Below are 15,894 nucleotides of genomic sequence, written 5' to 3' on the forward strand. Positions count from 1 at the left end.
GCAGGTAGTGTATATTCCTCAAGCGCAAAATATTCACGGCGAAGTGAAGGACTTTCATGATTGAGATTAAACACCTGAAAACGCTCCAGGCGTTGCGGAACTGCGGCTCCCTGGCAGCGGCGGCGGCCACGCTGCACCAGACCCAGTCCGCCCTTTCTCACCAGTTCAGCGATCTGGAACAACGCCTTGGCTTTCGTCTGTTTGTGCGCAAGAGCCAGCCTCTGCGCTTTACTCCGCAGGGGGAGATTTTGCTCCAGTTGGCCAATCAGGTCCTGCCGCAAATAGCCAGCGCCCTGCAAGCCTGTAACGAGCCGCAACAGACCAAATTGCGTATCGCCATTGAGTGCCATAGCTGTATTCAGTGGTTGACGCCCGCGCTTGAGAACTTCCGCCAGAAATGGCCGCAGGTTGAGATGGACTTTAAATCTGGCGTGACCTTTGATCCGCAGCCCTCGCTCCAGCAGGGCGAGCTGGATCTGGTGATGACCTCAGACATTCTGCCGCGCAGCGGTCTGCACTATTCGCCGATGTTTGATTTTGAAGTGCGTCTGGTGCTGGCGCCGGATCACCCTCTGGCCAGCAAAACGCGCATTACCCCGGAAGATCTGGCGACGGAAACCCTGTTGATTTATCCGGTGCAGCGCAGTCGCCTGGATATCTGGCGTCACTTCCTGCAGCCCGCGGGCATTAGCCCGCAGCTGAAAAGTGTGGATAACACCCTGTTGTTGATTCAGATGGTGGCGGCCAGCATGGGGATCGCCGCGCTGCCGCACTGGGTAGTGGAGAGTTTTGAACGCCAGGGTCTGGTGGTGACTAAGACCCTGGGCGATGGGCTGTGGAGCCGGCTATACTCTGCCGTGCGCGATGGCGAGCAGCGTCAGCCGGTAACGGAGGCGTTTATTCGCTCAGCGCGGAACCACGCGTGCGACCATCTTCCGTTTGTACGGAGCGCGGAGCGACCCAACGCCGATGTACCCACAGCGAAGCCAGGATCACTGTTCCCCCAATAACGAAGCTGGGCCAGTGCGGTTGTTCCTGCCAGATGGCCAGATTCACCAGCAGCCCTGCGGGCACATGCACGTTGTTCATAATACCCAGCGTCCCGGCGTCGACCTGCGTTGCCCCATAGTTCCACATGAAATAACCCAAACCGGAGGCCACCACACCCAGCCAGACCAGCACACCCCACTGTAGGGAGGTCGTTGGCAGTTTTTGCGGATTTCCCAACATAAACCACGCCGCCACCGCCACAATCGCCGCGCCCATATAAAACCAGGCAAACGCATTGTGCTGGGGCATCGGACGCGTTTCCATCAGCCGTTTATAACCCACCATACCGATGGCAAAGCTAATATTTGCCAGCTGAACGAACATCAGTCCGGTCCAGAAATGATCGCTCACTTTGTCGTAGCGGATGATCGCCGCGCCCACTACCGCCAGCGCCGCGCTGAGCAGGTAGCCCCAGCGCAGACGGCGTTTACTGAGCAGATCGTAAATCAGCGTGATATAGAGCGGCGTTAGCACCGTAAAGAGCAGAAACTCCGACACCGACAGGTAGATGTAGGCCCGAAAGCTAAAGAGGTACATGATGCCAAGCTGCATCGCCCCTACCAGCATGTACAGCAGAAGGGTTTGCAGCGACTGTCCGCGAGTGCGCAGAAATGGCAGGAACACTAGCGCAGCCAGTCCAACGCGCATCAGCACAGAGAAATAGCTGTCAACTGACCCGGCAAGATATTCGCCGATCAGGCTAAACGAGAAGGCCCACAGAATAGTGGTGATGATGAGTAGCGCCACAATGCTTGTCTCTCAGAAAGAAGGACAGGCATTGTAGCGAACTCTTTAGTTGACAACTGAGCAATAAACAACCAAATGAAGATTATTCAAGAAACAGTTTGCGCAGGTATTTCGGCACGGCGTTATCACCATTAGTGCCTATCACTTCCAGCTCCGGATGCAGATCTTTCAGGCGCTGATGAGCGTTGTCCATAATGCAGCCCTTCCCCGCCATGGAGAGCATTTCGGCGTCGTTCATGCCATCGCCAAAGGCGATGCAATCTTTCAGCTCAAAACCCAGACGTTTGGCGACCGCTTCCAGGGCATGACCTTTTGAGACGCCACCGGCCATGACTTCCAGGCAGGTCAGCGTGGAGAAGCTAACGTTGACGCGATCGCCCCAGCGCGCGTTGATGGCCTGCTCAAGCGGCAGCAGCGCCTCGTGGGTGTCACAGGTGAAGAAAACTTTGCTAATCCCTTCTGGCTCCAGTAGACCAGGCTCATAAAGGGAGTAGTTAAACACCGCCTCTTTGAAGAAACGCATCTCGTCCGGGCGATGGCGGTTCATAAACCACTCATCATCGCGATAGACGTTAGTGATGATATCCGGGTTGTTATACATCATGCCAAAGAGATCGACGGCAATGTCGCGATCCAGGTTGTGGGTGAAGATCAAATTACCATCGGTATCGTGAACACGCGCACCGTTGGAGGTGATCATATAGGCTTTGATGTCGAGGTTATCGCGGATCTGCCCCACATCTACATGGTGGCGACCGGTCGCGAAGACAAAGTTCACGCCACGCGCGGTCAGGAGTTTTAGGGTCTCTTTCGCGTAAGGCGATAAGGTGTGGTCGGGTGAGAGCAGCGTGCCGTCGAGATCAGACGCAACAACCTGGTACATAAGAAAATTTAACCTCTGGTGAATATCAATTATGCCGGTCGAAAAAACCGACGATGGCGTTGAGCGCAACTGAGCGCATATCGTCCTTTTCGAAAAGGATCTCATGGTACGCGCCTTTTATGACCATCGGCTTACCCCCTTCACAAGGGTGACCGGCGGCGGCACGCAATTCACAAAAGCGGTCGTGCATGCGGTTATCGACCACACGCTCCTCTTCCGCCTGAATCAGGAGTGTTGGAGTCGCATCATCTGCGACCCCGGCCAGCACCTGCTCACCGGCCAGAATGCCTTCCCGCACCCAGTGCCAGGTGGGGCCACCGACGCGTAAACGCGGCTCGTCGGCATAAAAGCGTAAATTCCGGCGATAACGCTGGCGACTATGGGTCAAGACGTTAATGGCAAAGGGCAGCGCACGCCAGCGCCCGGTGCCTATGGCATAGCCCTCACGAATGCGCTGATGGCCCTCAGCCCAGTCGAGAATGTGGCGCACCATCCAGTCGGGTAAACGTATGATGATGCCAAACATCGGTGCCGTGAGCGCAATGGCATCGCACTGATGCACATGGCGTTGTAAAAAGAGCGTTGAGATGGCACCGCCCATGGAGTGAGCAAGGATATAACGCTTGCGCCATGGGCCGGGCAGGACCTCCTGAGTCCAGAACGCGGCCAGATCCTCAACATAATCGCTGAAGTGATCAACATGTCCACGATGCGTATCGGACAGCATACGACCCGACAACCCTTGCCCACGATGGTCGATAATTAAAACATCAAATCCCATGTGGAACAGGTCATAGGCCAGCTCGGCATATTTTACGTAGCTTTCGATACGGCCTGGACAGACAACGATAACGCGATCGTTTTTCTCATCCCGAAAACGCACAAAGCGCACGGGAATCTCATTCACACCCGTAAACTCATCTTCCTCACGCTGACGCCAGAAATCGGTCAGCGGCCCCATGGAGAAAGCAGCAAAAGTGTTTTCTCGAGTTTCCCAGTCCTTTTTCTGCTGAAACATCGGGTTTCCACCCCCGTAAGCCAAGGAATATCGTTTTTTCGCAGCAGCTCACAAAACGAGCCGACATTAGCGTATTGTGGCATAAAAACAGACGTTCCGGGAGTTTCAAATGACCTTCGAATGGTGGTTCGCCTACCTGCTCACTTCTATCATCCTCAGCCTTTCACCGGGTTCTGGCGCGATTAATACCATGACGACCTCTATCAGCCATGGCTATCGCGGTGCCGCGTCGTCTATTGCCGGTTTGCAGACCGGGCTGGGTATTCATATTGTGCTGGTCGGGATTGGTCTGGGTACGCTTTTCTCCCGCTCGGTACTGGCATTTGAAGTGTTGAAGTGGGCAGGTGCCGCCTACCTGATCTGGCTGGGTATTCAGCAGTGGCGCGCAGCCGGTTCGCTGGACTTAAACACGCTGGCGGTGAGCCAGAATCGTAGCCGCCTGTTTAAACGCGCGGTGTTTGTAAACCTGACCAATCCGAAGAGCATTGTGTTTCTCGCCGCCCTCTTCCCGCAATTCATCGTCCCTCATCAACCTCAGGTAATACAGTATGTGGTGCTCGGTGCTACCACTATTATCGTCGATATCATTGTGATGATTGGTTACGCGACCCTGGCGCAGCGGATTGCCGCGTGGATTAAAGGGCCAAAACAGATGAAGGCCCTCAACAAAGTCTTCGGTTCACTGTTCGTGCTGGTGGGGGCGCTATTGGCCTCGGCACGGCATGCGTAACGAGAATGTATTGTGTATGAAATCCGGCGCACAGCGCGCCGGAAAATAGCGAAAGAAGGAGAAGCAATAAAATACCGAGTGTGGCACGACGGTAAAGAGTATTTGCCAGAATAATATTTAAATAGTAAAGAATAAGTTTTAGTACGGTATTCACAACCACAGGTTGATCTGACAATAAATAAGAATACAACCCTACCGATAACATTTAGTTTTATATTCCAATAAAGTCTTATTTTTAGTGCTTTTAGCTAATGGTCAAGGAAGAGACATGAGGCGTATAAAAAAATAACCCTGCAACTTTAACCGAAATAAAAAACCACAGATTGATTAAATACAGACATTTCATTCCGTCAAATTGTAACTAACAGACAAAACCCGGCAAGCAACGTCAGTGCAATCGCGTCTTGAAATTACGCACACCAAACCTATAATTCCGACTGCTTTTTTTATTGCTGAGTGGACTGGTTATAATTACAGGACAAAGTGGTGATATGATTTATCAGCCATATGCTTTTTTAATTGATAATGTCATCCATATAGATATCAAGAAAGGTTGTATTTTCAGAATAGATAGCGTTGATAAAAATAATGAGTTGTCGTTAGGTATTCTGTATTTGAATGACACCATGATGTCTCTGCTTTCCTATCTCTTAATCCATGCACAAAAAAGGTATATCACCAAAGAAGAGGTACTGATAAAAGTATGGGACGAGAACAACCTCAGTTCATCGGGGACACGGTTATGGCAGGTCTTTACGACTTTGAAACAGAAGCTTGCTTTGCTTCACTTGCCGGAAAACTTGATTGAGTATGAAAAAAGAAAAGGATACATCATTAAACATGACAATATCCTGACACTCTATTATAAGGAAACTGAGAACAGTCAGCTGACAGTATCCGCGGTTAAACAACGTCGTGCCAGCACCTTCATCAGCCTCCATCAATAGTAATATTTTAAGATGAGAGCGCATTTTTAAAATCAGCGCTTACCTGAGCAACGCAATCAAATGAGAAATTAATATTCATTGTGCGAATAAAACAATGAATATTAATTTACTCTGGAACTTATTATTTAAAGATTTTCTGACAGGATGTTGGAGCATATCCCATGGATGGCGCGTTGAAAAACTCATATATCTCACTGAATTTGTCTCTTGCAGATCGGCATCAGCAAGACACTTTTTTCGATCGTGGTCACACCCGCGGTCCCTTTAAGCAATATCACTTAGCTACGCCCAGCAATACACCCGAGCGGCGACCGCTTCTCAGGATGTGAAGCATTCACTTAATTCACTATTTCAATAACAAAATTTCAGATTTCATTTAATTGGCAGGAGCCATAATGAATAAAATATATCGATTGATCTGGAACCCAGCATTACGTACCTGGGTTGCCGTGAGCGAATTTGCAAAAGCGAATGGAAAAGGTAAATCCGGGCGCACGGGCTTAAGTGCAACTGCCGTTAGCCTTATCGGCGCGTTGACCCTTTCGTCGCTAGTAAGTACCAGCGCATACGCTGATGATCCCGTCACCACCAGTACTGACCCCGACTCGGTGACGATTGGTACCAACGCAGAGACCGGCGACACCACCACTCTGGACGCGAATACCATCACCACAGGCAATACCAATGTTAACCAGCAGGAGCTGTCTAACGTCGCAGTTGGCGAAAGCGCTAAAGCGGCTATGGGTGGTATCGCGCTTGGCGATCACGCTGACGCAGATACCAGCACCTCGCAGACACCCGGCGGCAGTGTGGCAATTGGCGCCTATGCTACGGCAAACAAAAGCGGCGGGGCGACGGCGATCGGCTTAGCCTCTGAAGCAGACGGACAAAACGCGGTCGCCTTTGGTGCTGGCGCGCACGCTAACCGTAGCGGCGATATCGCCATCGGCTACAGCTCCACTTCCGGCACCTACACCAGCACCCAGAACAGTAATGATCTCGAAGGAGAAAATATTTCGCTGGGTAACTGGTCAACCGCCTATGGTGGACAGGCCCTGGCGGTGGGTAACCATGCCGAAGCTACGGCAAAATCCAGCATGGCGCTGGGCATCGGTAGCCGGGCATACGGTGTAGAGTCGTTATCCATAGGGAGTGATTCAACCTCCTCGGGTAATAACTCTCTCGCAATTGGCAGTGACTCTACCGCAACCGGTGTGGATGCCCAGGCGATTGGCAACAGCGCAACTGCGTCTGGTGAAAGCTCGCTGGCCATTGGCAGCCACGCCAGTTCCAGCGACAAGCAAAGTTTCGCCGTAGGCTATAAAGCTCAGGCAACCAAAGCGGACACCGTTGCACTGGGGACCCAGGCCAAAGCACAGGCAGATAGAGCACTGTCGTTTGGCTACAACTCTTCCGCCACGAAAAACGATGCTATCGCGATGGGCTCAAACGCCAAAGCTCAGGGGATGTCTTCCCTGGCCTTCGGTACCAACGCGACCTCCGCAGATGATAACAGCGTGGCCCTGGGGTCAAACTCCCTGACCGCAGCGGCCATAGGGACGCAAGATATCACTATCGATGGCAAAACCTACGCATTCGCGGGTACGGCACCGCTCAGCACCGTCAGTATCGGTAAAAAAGATGCGGAACGGACACTGACTAACCTGGCCGCAGGCCGTATTAGCAAAACCAGTACCGATGCGATCAACGGTTCGCAGCTTTTTGCCGCCACACAAGCGACAGAAGCGCTTGCCAATGTCGCGGTTAAATACGACCTGAACCAGGACAGCACAGTTAATTACGATAGCATTACCCTTAACGGCGATGCGTATGACAGTACCGACAACAGTGGCGGCACCACCATCACTAACATTGCTCGCGGGGTCGATGACAGCGATGCGGTGAATATGTCTCAGCTTAACGAGACCAACGCCGACGTGGCAGACGTCACGAACATCATTAACAACATCGCCGGCGACACCAGCACGACCTACACCGATCTGAACGGCAAAGGTATCCGCTATGCGCGGACCAACGAGAAAGGGCTGACCCAGGCCGATGCCTACGCGAAAGGTAAGGGCAGTTCCGCGGTCGGCTATAACGCCACCGCCATAGGCGAAAACAGCCTTGCCCTCGGCTATAACGCCAAAGCCAACAACGCGAAAGACGTGGCGCTGGGCGCTGACGCAACCACCGCTGCGGCCATCGCGACCACCGGCACGACCCTGCGCGGCAAGGCTTATACCTTTGCGGGCGTCGCCCCTGCAAGCACCGTCAGTATCGGCAGCGTGGGCAAGGAGCGTACTCTCACCAATCTCGCTGCCGGACGCCTCAGCGCCACCAGCACCGATGCGGTGAACGGCTCACAGCTGTATGCCACCAACCAGGCCCTTGAAGACGTTGCCGAGCAGCAAGGTTTTGCTGTCATGTACGACACTAACAGCGGCGGTACGGTTAACCGCAACAGCGTGACGATGGGCGGCACCACCTATAACAGCACGACGAAAACGGGCGGCACCACTATCACTAACGTTGCCCGGGGGGTGAATGACAGCGATGCGGTGAATATGTCTCAGCTTAACGAGACCAACGCCGACGTGGCAGACGTCACCAACATCGTTAACAACATCGCCGGCGACACCAGCACGACCTACACCGATCTGAACGGCAAAGGTATCCGCTATGCGCGGACCAACGAGAAAGGGCTGACCCAGGCCGATGCCTATGCGAAAGGTAAAGGCAGCTCCGCCGTCGGCTATAGCGCCACCGCCATAGGCGAAAACAGCCTTGCCCTCGGCTATAACGCCAAAGCCAACAATGCTAAAGACGTGGCGCTGGGCTCTGACTCACTCACCGCTGCGGCCGTTGCGACCACCGGCACGACCCTGCGCGGCACGGCTTATACCTTCGCGGGTGCCGCCCCTACAAGTACCGTCAGTATCGGCAGCGTAGGCAAGGAGCGTACTCTCACCAATCTCGCTGCCGGACGCCTCAGCGCCACCAGCACCGATGCGGTGAATGGCTCTCAGCTATATGCCACCAACCAGGCCATTGAAGGGATATCTGGTGATATTTCCGATCTCAGCGATCTGGCGGTCAAATACGACACCAATCCGGACGGCACCATCAACTACAACCGCGTGTCCATGGGCGGCACCACCTATAACAGTACGACGAAAGCGGGCGGTACCACCCTCACTAACGTCGCTTACGGGGTGAATGACAGCGATGCGGTAAACGTACAGCAACTCAGAGACGCCACCAGCGATATGTATAACAACGGGGTGAAGTATTTCCACGCTAACTCCACCAAAGCAGATTCCGTTGCCACCGGCACCGACTCCATTGCGGTAGGTCCGGCTGCAAAATCGGTGGGCGAAAGTTCGATTGCCATGGGTAACGCGGCCACGTCAACCGGCGCAGGCAGTATGGCGATGGGGCAGAACGCACGGTCAACCGGCGAAAACAGCGTTGCCATTGGCGCTGGCGCGGTCGCTAACAATAAGGGTGACGTGGCGCTGGGCGCAGGAGCCACCACGGAGCGTGCCGTGGGTACTCAGGGCGTAACCATTCGCGGCAACGACTATCAATTTGCCGGCACAACGCCGGCGGGCACCGTCAGCGTAGGCAGCCTGGATAACGAACGCACCATCACCAACGTTGCAGCGGGCCGTATCAGCGCCACCAGCACGGATGCCGTGAACGGCTCGCAGCTGTATGCCACAAATCAGGCGATCGAAGCCATCAACACCAATTTCTCCGGTCTGGATAACTCCGTGGTGAAATATGTGGTAAACGGCGATGGATCCATTGATTACAGCAAAATAGCGCTGGCGGGCGATACCTACGATCAATCCACTAAAACCGGCGGTACCACCATTACTAACGTTGCGGCGGGCGTCAATGCCAGCGATGCCGTAAATAAGCAGCAGCTGGATGAAGTCAGCCTGAACGTGACCAACATTGCCGAGGGCAAGGACGGTATGTTCCAGGTGAATAACACCAGTAACCTGCCGAAGCCGAAACCGACGGGCCAGAATTCCATCGCTGGCGGCGCAGGCGCGGTGGCCAGCGCAACAAACAGCATGGCCCTGGGTAACAGCGCGAAGGCTACCCACAGCAACGCCGTGGCGCTAGGAACAAACTCCGTTACCGATCGTGATAACAGCGTTTCCATGGGATACGCGGGCGGCGAGCGTCAGATCACTCACGTGGCAGCCGGTACCGCAGCCACCGATGCCGTCAACGTGGGTCAGTTGAAACAGAGCATGGGCGATTCTTACACCTATACCAATAACAAATTTGGCGAACTGAAAGAGATGATTGCCGATCAGGACGACAAGCTGAGCGCGGGTATCGCCGGCGCGATGGCCATGGCGAGCTTGCCACAGCCTTATTCGCCAGGCGCCAGCATGTTCAGCATGGCGGGGGGAACCTATCAGGGCGAGTCTGCGATTGCGATGGGGGTATCAACCGTCTCTGACAATGGTAAATGGGTCACGAAGTTGTCTGGCTCCTCTAACAGCCAGGGCGATCTGGGTGGTTCTGTTGGCATTGGCTATCAGTGGTAAGTCTGAATTAACAAACATCTCCGGCGAACACGCCGGAGAGTAAAAGAGAAATTATGATGAATTGTAAAAAGATGACCCGACTGGCGCTGCTTATTGGCAGCATGGCTTTGCTTACCGCCTGTACCCGCGCTGTTAGCGATGTAAATGGTGAAGGGAAGACCGATAACGCGATATTCCCGGATAAATCGCACGCAGTACGTACTGACGGCAGCTTCGTGAATAAAGACAATCTTAACGAGATGCACGCAGGTTTAACCAAAGCGCAGATCTATGAGCTGCTCGGCGCACCGCATTTCAGTGAAGGCATGTTTCGCGTGAAAGAGTGGGATTATATTTTCCACTTCACCCAGCCAGATCACAGCGTGCGTACCTGTCAGTACAAGGTGCTGTTCGACTCACAGATGAAGGCGCAAAGTTTCTATTTCCTGCCTGAAAACTGCCTGACGCCGCAGGCAAAACCGCAGCAACCTGTTGCGGTCGTTCAGAAAGAGCTGAGTGCAGAAAGCCTGTTTGCCTTTGGTAGCGCAGCGTTGAGTCCGGAGGGCATCAAGCAGATGAATCTCATCAGCGGCGGGCTGAAGGCTGAAACACAGCAAGGTAAACACCTGATCGTTAAAGGCCATACTGACCGTATCGGCGACGAGGCCAGCAATATGACGCTGTCCAAAGCACGCGCGGAATCGGTGAAGCGCCAGCTCATTGAAAACGGGATTGATGCCACCCGCATCGAAACCGAAGGTCTGGGCGAAAGTATGCCGCGCGTTGATTGTCCGGGTGTCGCCACATCACATGTCATTGAATGCCTGGCCCCCAATCGCCGCATGACGATTGAAATCGTGGCTGATAACGCAGGTAAATAACGTCATGCGCCTCACTCTAATCAAGACCGCCGTCGGCGGTCTTTCTTTACTGACCGCAGCCACCGGCTTTGCGGCTTCCCAGGATCTGCCCGTCAGATTTGTTAGCGTGCCCGCTTATAGCATTATTACCGATACCCTGTTCAATTTGACGCCTCAGGTTGCAGGAAAACGTAATACCTTTTTGATGCAGCAAATTTGCGATTTAGCGCGTGGCGATGCGACCCAGCAGGAGGTGAATCAGCGACTTATCCAGAATAAAGTTGACCCGATGCAGCTCGCGAAATTAGGCGTGCCGGGCATGCTGGTGTTAAAAAGCGAGCGTGAGGAGCGCCAGCTCGCCTGTGCGGCGTTTCTGGCGACGTCGCTCTTCCAGCCGGTAGATATGACAAGTTACTACCTGCAGGACAAAAAGGAGAAGGAGAAATCCAGCTGGTTACCCTGGCGCCCGACGAAAGAGGAGCGGACAGAAAAGAGCGACTTTTTGAGGGATCGATTTATCCATGATGCACAGGTTCAGCTCGCGGTCGCGCGCGCCACGGCTCAGCTTTATGCCGTTATCGCGCAGAATATCCCCCCGCAGCCAATCGGCGACTGGAAGACCAGGCAACAACAAATCACAGACGTCGTTAAACACTATGCGCCGGACTATCTCAACGCCATCACCAGTTTTTACAAAGCCGAAGGCAGTGGTGCACTGACGCTGGATTACGTTACCAGCAACAGCTACAGCGTTCGCAATACCTTTGGCAACCGGCTGGTCAAAAATAGTGAAGATGTTGAGCTCTATTCCCGGGGCGTGACCTGGTTCGGCAAGGGCATGATTATTGGCAAAAGCTATTTTGTCGATATTGCGATTCTTGCCGCACCCGCGCATGACGATGCAGAGCAGAAGAAGAAGTAAAGGCAAGATGGCGTACAGGGTCCTGTACGCCATTGAAGCAATTAGCGAGAGATGATGAGGTGAATACCAAAGCCCGCAAAGAGTGCACCAGCAAAGCCATCGATCCACTTCGCAATGCGCTGATAACCACGGCGCATTGCCGGCAGGGCAAACAGGCTTGCTACCAGGGTGAACCAGGCAAAGGTTTCCACCACAATCAGCAGGAAGATGCCCCAGCGCGCACCCGCGCCGACGCTGTCGCCCACAAAGAGTGAGAACACCGAGCCGAAGTAGATAATCGCTTTCGGGTTCGCCAGGTTCGTCAGCAGCCCTTTCATAAAGCTACGACCGCCGGTAGCCAGCTCAACTTTTGGCTCCTGCGGCGTTGCTACCTCTTTTTTCAGCGCGCCGCGCAGCATCTGGTAGCCCATCCAGCACAGATACAGGCCACCGCCGACCATGATGATGTTATGCAGCCAGGCCATCTTCGCCAGAATCAAGTTCAGACCAAGCAGCGCCACCGCCGCCCAGACCATGACGCCCATGGTAATGCCGAGTACGCCCATCATCGCCTCTTTGCGGGAGCGGCTGACGGCAGTTTGCGATACGAAGAAAAAGTCAGGGCCGGGGCTCATCAGCGCAACGATGTGCACTAATGCCACGGTGAGAAATAGCATTAACATAATTAGCTCGCGGGGAAATAATACAGTGAGTCATCATACTGGCACTTTTTTGGCCGGCTGACTACTCCTCATCATCACCATCGGCATGAGAGCGAATAAGCGCCATAAACTCCTTGCCGAAACGCTCGAGCTTGCGCGTGCCAACACCGTTGACGCTGAGCATTTCACCGGCGCTAAGCGGCATCTGCTCGGCCATCTCTATCAGCGTCGCGTCGTTAAAGACCACGTACGGCGGGATGTTCTCCTCATCGGCGATGGCTTTACGCAGCTTGCGCAGTTTGGCAAACAGCTTCCGGTCGTAGTTGCCGCCGTAAGATTTCTGCATTACGCGCGGCTTCAGGGCAATCACGCGCGGCACGGCGAGCTTCAGTTCAATTTCGCCGCGCAGCACCGGGCGTGCCGCTTCGGTCAGCTGCAGCGCCGAGTGCTGGGCAATGTTTTGCGTAGCGAACCCCATGTGGATCAGCTGGCGGATAATGCTGACCCAGTGCTCGTGGCTCTGGTCTTTACCGATGCCGTAGACAGGCAGCTTGTCGTGGCCCATATCACGGATACGCTGATTATTCGCGCCGCGCAGCACTTCCACCACGTAGCCCATCCCGAAGCGTTGATTGACACGATAGATCGTCGAGAGCGCCTTGCGCGCGTCCATCAGGCCATCGTACTGCTTCGGTGGGTCGAGGCAGATATCGCAGTTACCGCACGATTCCTGTCGTCCTTCACCAAAGTAGTTGAGCAGCACCAGACGGCGGCAGGTTTGCGCTTCGGCAAAGGCCCCCATCGCGTTCAGTTTGTGGCGCTCAATGTCCTGCAGCTGCCCCTGCGGTTTCTCTTCCAGGCAGCGGCGCAGCCACGCCATATCCGCCGGATCGTAAAACAGCATCGCTTCCGCAGGCAGGCCGTCACGCCCGGCGCGGCCCGTTTCCTGATAGTAAGATTCGATATTGCGCGGGATGTCGAAATGCACCACAAAGCGCACGTTGGGCTTGTTGATCCCCATGCCGAACGCCACCGTCGCAACAACGATTTGCAGATCGTCGCGCTGGAATTTCTCCTGCACGTCGGCGCGGATGTGGTTTTCTAACCCGGCATGATAGGCTGCGGCGCTGAAGCCACGGTTTTGCAGGCGCGCGGCGGTGTCTTCCACCTTCGCGCGGCTGTTGCAGTAGATGATGCCCGACTTACCGCGTTGCTCCTGGACGTAGCGTAAGAGCTGATCCAGCGGCTTGAACTTCTCCATCAGCATGTAGCGGATGTTAGGGCGATCGAAGCTGCTAACCTGGATAAAGGGGTCGTTCAGCCCCAGCAGTCGGACGATATCCAGACGGGTCGTGTCATCTGCCGTGGCGGTCAGCGCCATAAAGGGCAGCGCCGGGAAGCGCTGGCGCAACTGACCGAGCGCGGCATACTCCGGACGGAAATCATGCCCCCACTGGGAGATGCAGTGCGCTTCATCCACCGCCAACAGCACCGGGTTCCAGTGCGTCAAATGGTCGAGGAAGTTATCCAGCATCAGCCGCTCTGGAGCGATATAAAGAAGACGGATCTGCCCGGTACGGCAACCGGCCATCACCTCTTGCTGCTGCTCGCGGGTTTGCGTCGAGTTCAGGCAGGCCGCTGCCACGCCGTTAGCCAGCAGTTGATCGACCTGGTCTTTCATCAACGAGATAAGCGGAGAGACCACCACCGTCAGGCCGTTAAGCACCAGCGCGGGCACTTGATAACAGAGCGACTTCCCGCCGCCGGTGGGCATCACGACCAGGCAATCACGCCCTTCGAGGACGGCATCGATGATGGTCTCCTGGCCCGGGCGGAATTGCTGGTAGCCAAAGGTCTCATGCAGAACCTGTTTAGCCAGCAATGTCTGATTCAAAACTTCCGCCTGCGCCACATTAACCACCTGCCTGAAATAAAAACAGGCGCTATTTTCAGCGCCTGAGAGAGAAACTTCAACGATTAAGACAAAAACATTCGAGGATGCTAGAAAAGATCGTTCAGCATCACGCCCACACCGACGCGGGTCTGGTTGAAGTTATAGTCGATAAGTGACTCGCCATAGCCGCTATATACCTGAGTATAAAGGCGTACATGCCTGGTCATTGGATAGCTGAGGCCAATCTCCGCACCGCCGTAGCCGGTATTCCAGTTGTACTGCCCTTTCGCGCTTAATACTGCCTCGCCCAGTTGATAACCCACGCGCAGCTGGTAATAACCCATATATTTGGTGATATCCGGGTTATCGTCGGTATCGCCCACGACGTACCAGGGCTTCACTTCAACCAGCCAGTTGCCGTTTTGCGCCGCCAGTCGGGTGTACAGACGGTTCCAGCTACGTGAGGTCGGGTCTGAACGTCCATTGGAGTCGTGGTTATAACCAAACTCCACATCGCGCAGCGTCCAGCCAGCAAATTCATAGTCAGTCGCAAAGCCGAGGAACAACTGCGGTTCGTAGTTGGTCTCGCGGAACGGCGATGATTCACCGCTGTTTGAGAGCTGCCACCAGGATTTCTGCGTATATGAGGCGCCCAGCACCGAATTCGGCCCCAGAATACCGCGCCAGAACGGGAAGGCCAGGCTCAGTTGAAATTTTACCTCATCTTTACGCGCGTTATCAGACCAGTTGTAGGTGCTAATAGCTTCTTTGTTCAGGTCGCTGGTGGTCGTGTAAAGCAGGTAGTTAGTGTCGTATGGATAGAGCGTAAATGGGTTGTCATGCTCCTGCAGCAGGTTAGCGATGATGCTCCCGCGTACCGCCGGGGCATCGTGCACCTCTTTAACGGTCGCTTCCTGCGCATAAGCTGTGAAAGGCAGCGCAACCGCTGCAAGTAACCAGACCAGATACGTCCGCATCGGTGGTGTTCTCCAGGTAGATAGTTTTTAAGAATAATTTTGCCCACCACATTCTACATATTTATTTGCCGTCTGCTGCATCCAGATGTCTTAAAGTGGTAAATCGCGTTGGCGAGGGATAAAATCAACATTTTATTAACAATAAGGATCTGTTGTGCCATGTCAGCCACGCTAACTGCGGAACAAGCTCTGAAGCTGGTCGGTGAGATTTTTGTCTATCACATGCCATTTAACCGCGCACTGGGCCTGGAGCTGGAGCGCTACGAGAAGGATTTTGCGCAGCTCAGTTTCAATAACCAGCCGATGATGGTGGGAAACTGGGCGCAGAGTATTCTGCACGGCGGGGTGATTGCCTCAGCGCTGGATGTCGCCGCCGGGCTGGTCTGCGTGGGTAGCACCTTAACGCGCCACGAGACCATCAACGAAGATGAACTGCGTCAACGTTTATCAAGAATGGGCACGATCGATTTACGCGTTGACTACCTGCGGCCCGGCCGCGGAAATCGCTTCACCTGCACCAGCAGTCTGCTGCGGGCGGGTAACAAAGTCGCCGTTGCCCGCGTAGAGCTGCATAACGACGAGCAGGTTTATATCGCCAGCGCAACAGCCACTTATATGGTGGGTTGAGGCGAAAAAATCGGGTAAAGTGAGTTCACTTATTTGTAACGGATTTTC

Annotated in this window: 13 protein-coding genes; 7 read left to right on the forward strand and 6 right to left on the reverse strand. The window is 54.3% G+C overall.

The window, feature by feature from the left end; translation table 11 throughout:
- Positions 1-56: 56 nt before the first annotated feature.
- Positions 57-1,010: an HTH-type transcriptional regulator MetR gene (gene metR, locus WFN75_RS21295; RefSeq protein ID WP_040078127.1), complete on the forward strand. Its 954-nt coding sequence runs from the start codon at positions 57-59 to the stop codon at positions 1,008-1,010.
- Here metR and WFN75_RS21300 read toward each other — a convergent pair.
- The 3 genes from WFN75_RS21300 to pldB form a co-directional block, all read right to left on the reverse strand.
- Positions 898-1,797, reverse strand: a complete 900-nt coding sequence (locus tag WFN75_RS21300) for a carboxylate/amino acid/amine transporter (RefSeq protein WP_046886539.1) — start codon at positions 1,795-1,797, stop codon at positions 898-900. The genes metR and WFN75_RS21300 overlap by 113 nt on opposite strands.
- An 82-nt stretch (positions 1,798-1,879) precedes the next feature.
- Positions 1,880-2,680: a sugar/pyridoxal phosphate phosphatase YigL gene (gene yigL / locus WFN75_RS21305; RefSeq protein ID WP_046886538.1), complete on the reverse strand. Its 801-nt coding sequence runs from the start codon at positions 2,678-2,680 to the stop codon at positions 1,880-1,882.
- A 25-nt stretch (positions 2,681-2,705) separates the two neighbouring features.
- Positions 2,706-3,698, reverse strand: a complete 993-nt coding sequence (gene pldB / locus WFN75_RS21310) for a lysophospholipase L2 (RefSeq protein WP_046886537.1) — start codon at positions 3,696-3,698, stop codon at positions 2,706-2,708.
- Between the two features lie 109 nt (positions 3,699-3,807).
- On the opposite strand from pldB, the gene rhtB reads away from it, so the two are divergent.
- From rhtB to WFN75_RS21335, 5 genes are all read left to right on the forward strand, one after another.
- Positions 3,808-4,428 carry a homoserine/homoserine lactone efflux protein gene (gene rhtB / locus WFN75_RS21315; protein WP_336996778.1) on the forward strand — a complete coding sequence of 207 codons (621 nt, stop codon included), beginning with the start codon at positions 3,808-3,810 and terminating at the stop codon, positions 4,426-4,428.
- Positions 4,429-4,919: 491 nt separating this feature from the next.
- Positions 4,920-5,375, forward strand: coding sequence for a winged helix-turn-helix domain-containing protein (locus WFN75_RS21320; RefSeq protein ID WP_052953295.1), 456 nt, complete (start codon positions 4,920-4,922; stop codon positions 5,373-5,375).
- A 395-nt stretch (positions 5,376-5,770) separates the two neighbouring features.
- Positions 5,771-9,946, forward strand: a complete 4,176-nt coding sequence (locus tag WFN75_RS21325) for a YadA-like family protein (RefSeq protein WP_336996779.1) — start codon at positions 5,771-5,773, stop codon at positions 9,944-9,946.
- Between the two features lie 53 nt (positions 9,947-9,999).
- Positions 10,000-10,806 (forward strand): OmpA family protein, encoded by an 807-nt coding sequence (locus tag WFN75_RS21330; RefSeq protein ID WP_336996780.1) that lies wholly within the window; start codon positions 10,000-10,002, stop codon positions 10,804-10,806.
- 4 nt (positions 10,807-10,810) lie between these two features.
- Positions 10,811-11,707 carry a hypothetical protein gene (locus WFN75_RS21335; RefSeq protein WP_336996781.1) on the forward strand — a complete coding sequence of 299 codons (897 nt, stop codon included), beginning with the start codon at positions 10,811-10,813 and terminating at the stop codon, positions 11,705-11,707.
- Positions 11,708-11,748: 41 nt separating this feature from the next.
- Here the strand turns inward: WFN75_RS21335 and rhtC are convergent, their stop codons facing one another.
- From rhtC to pldA, 3 genes are all read right to left on the reverse strand, one after another.
- Positions 11,749-12,369 (reverse strand): threonine export protein RhtC, encoded by a 621-nt coding sequence (rhtC, locus tag WFN75_RS21340; RefSeq protein WP_040078118.1) that lies wholly within the window; start codon positions 12,367-12,369, stop codon positions 11,749-11,751.
- A 61-nt stretch (positions 12,370-12,430) separates the two neighbouring features.
- Positions 12,431-14,260 (reverse strand): ATP-dependent DNA helicase RecQ, encoded by a 1,830-nt coding sequence (gene recQ / locus WFN75_RS21345; RefSeq protein WP_040078116.1) that lies wholly within the window; start codon positions 14,258-14,260, stop codon positions 12,431-12,433.
- A gap of 89 nt (positions 14,261-14,349) precedes the next feature.
- The gene (pldA, locus tag WFN75_RS21350) at positions 14,350-15,219 is read right to left on the reverse strand and encodes a phospholipase A (protein ID WP_207292599.1); all 870 of its coding nucleotides are present in this window, start codon (positions 15,217-15,219) and stop codon (positions 14,350-14,352) included.
- A gap of 159 nt (positions 15,220-15,378) precedes the next feature.
- Here pldA and yigI point away from each other — a divergent pair, with 159 nt between their 5' ends.
- Positions 15,379-15,846 carry an acyl-CoA thioesterase YigI gene (gene yigI / locus WFN75_RS21355; RefSeq protein ID WP_040078113.1) on the forward strand — a complete coding sequence of 156 codons (468 nt, stop codon included), beginning with the start codon at positions 15,379-15,381 and terminating at the stop codon, positions 15,844-15,846.
- The last annotated feature ends 48 nt before the right edge of the window (positions 15,847-15,894 follow it).

This window comes from Leclercia sp. UBA7405, from assembly GCF_037152215.1.
GTDB lineage: Bacteria > Pseudomonadota > Gammaproteobacteria > Enterobacterales > Enterobacteriaceae > Enterobacter > Enterobacter pneumoniae.

Bases quoted from the DNA above. Each gene is read 5' to 3' on its own strand.
- metR (WP_040078127.1), top strand. From the start codon at position 57: ATGATTGAGATTAAACACCTGAAAACGCTCCAGGCGTTGCGGAACTGC.
- yigL (WP_046886538.1), bottom strand. From the start codon at position 2,680: ATGTACCAGGTTGTTGCGTCTGATCTCGACGGCACGCTGCTCTCACCC.
- pldB (WP_046886537.1), bottom strand. From the start codon at position 3,698: ATGTTTCAGCAGAAAAAGGACTGGGAAACTCGAGAAAACACTTTTGCT.
- rhtB (WP_336996778.1), top strand. From the start codon at position 3,808: ATGACCTTCGAATGGTGGTTCGCCTACCTGCTCACTTCTATCATCCTC.
- WFN75_RS21320 (WP_052953295.1), top strand. From the start codon at position 4,920: ATGATTTATCAGCCATATGCTTTTTTAATTGATAATGTCATCCATATA.
- WFN75_RS21325 (WP_336996779.1), top strand. From the start codon at position 5,771: ATGAATAAAATATATCGATTGATCTGGAACCCAGCATTACGTACCTGG.
- WFN75_RS21330 (WP_336996780.1), top strand. From the start codon at position 10,000: ATGATGAATTGTAAAAAGATGACCCGACTGGCGCTGCTTATTGGCAGC.
- WFN75_RS21335 (WP_336996781.1), top strand. From the start codon at position 10,811: ATGCGCCTCACTCTAATCAAGACCGCCGTCGGCGGTCTTTCTTTACTG.
- rhtC (WP_040078118.1), bottom strand. From the start codon at position 12,369: ATGTTAATGCTATTTCTCACCGTGGCATTAGTGCACATCGTTGCGCTG.
- pldA (WP_207292599.1), bottom strand. From the start codon at position 15,219: ATGCGGACGTATCTGGTCTGGTTACTTGCAGCGGTTGCGCTGCCTTTC.
- yigI (WP_040078113.1), top strand. From the start codon at position 15,379: ATGTCAGCCACGCTAACTGCGGAACAAGCTCTGAAGCTGGTCGGTGAG.